The following is a 672-nucleotide window of genomic DNA, read 5'->3' on the forward strand; positions in this document are numbered from 1 at the left end:
GTGGCGCCGAGCAGCGTGGTGACCTGCGCCAGCCCCTCGGGCGTGGCGCACAGAGCCGCGTAGTGATCGCGCTGCGCCGGGACGATCTTCTTGTCCTTCAGCGCGCCATCGAGCAGCGCCGTGACCTTGGCGTCGTGCGCGGCCTTGTCGCGCGCGGCGAGCTCGGCCGTCAGCGCGGCGACCTGAGCGGTGGCAGCGGCGAGGTTGGTCAGCGCCTGCTCGTGCACCGCCTTGTCGACCTTGCCGGTCGTCAGCGTAGTGATCGCCGACAGGCACGCGGCCTGATCGGCGGTCTCGGCGAGGCCGAGGGCCTTCGCGATGTCCTTCATCGGGATCTCCGGTTCGGTGGTCAGTTGAGCAGAGGCGATCGCCGGCATCGCCAGCCCTGGAGCGGCGACCAGCGAAAACGAATGCAGCCAAGTCGCGAGACCGGCCTCGTTGCACAGCACGGTCGGAGAGATGTAGCGCTGCGTCTTCTTGGCGAGCGCGGCACGCCCCGCATCGAGCATGTCGACCAGCGCCCAGGTGCCGTCGTCGCGCGCTTCGAGCTTCGTCGCCCAGCCGACAGCATCGCCGTTGTCACTGGCAGAGCCAGCGCTCTTGGCGATCGCATGATTGATGTCCGCCGGCACCTCGACGCCGTCGGCGGCGAACCGTGCGACCAGACGCTCG

Annotated in this window: 1 protein-coding gene; it reads right to left on the minus strand. The window is 69.5% G+C overall.

Features of this window, described 5'->3' with window-relative positions; all coding sequences use genetic code 11:
* Window positions 1-672 (minus strand): phage protease (locus M9H71_RS25125; RefSeq protein ID WP_455407583.1); only part of this gene is annotated, 672 nt, incomplete at both ends.

The sequence above is a fragment of the Rhodopseudomonas parapalustris genome, from assembly GCF_053772255.1.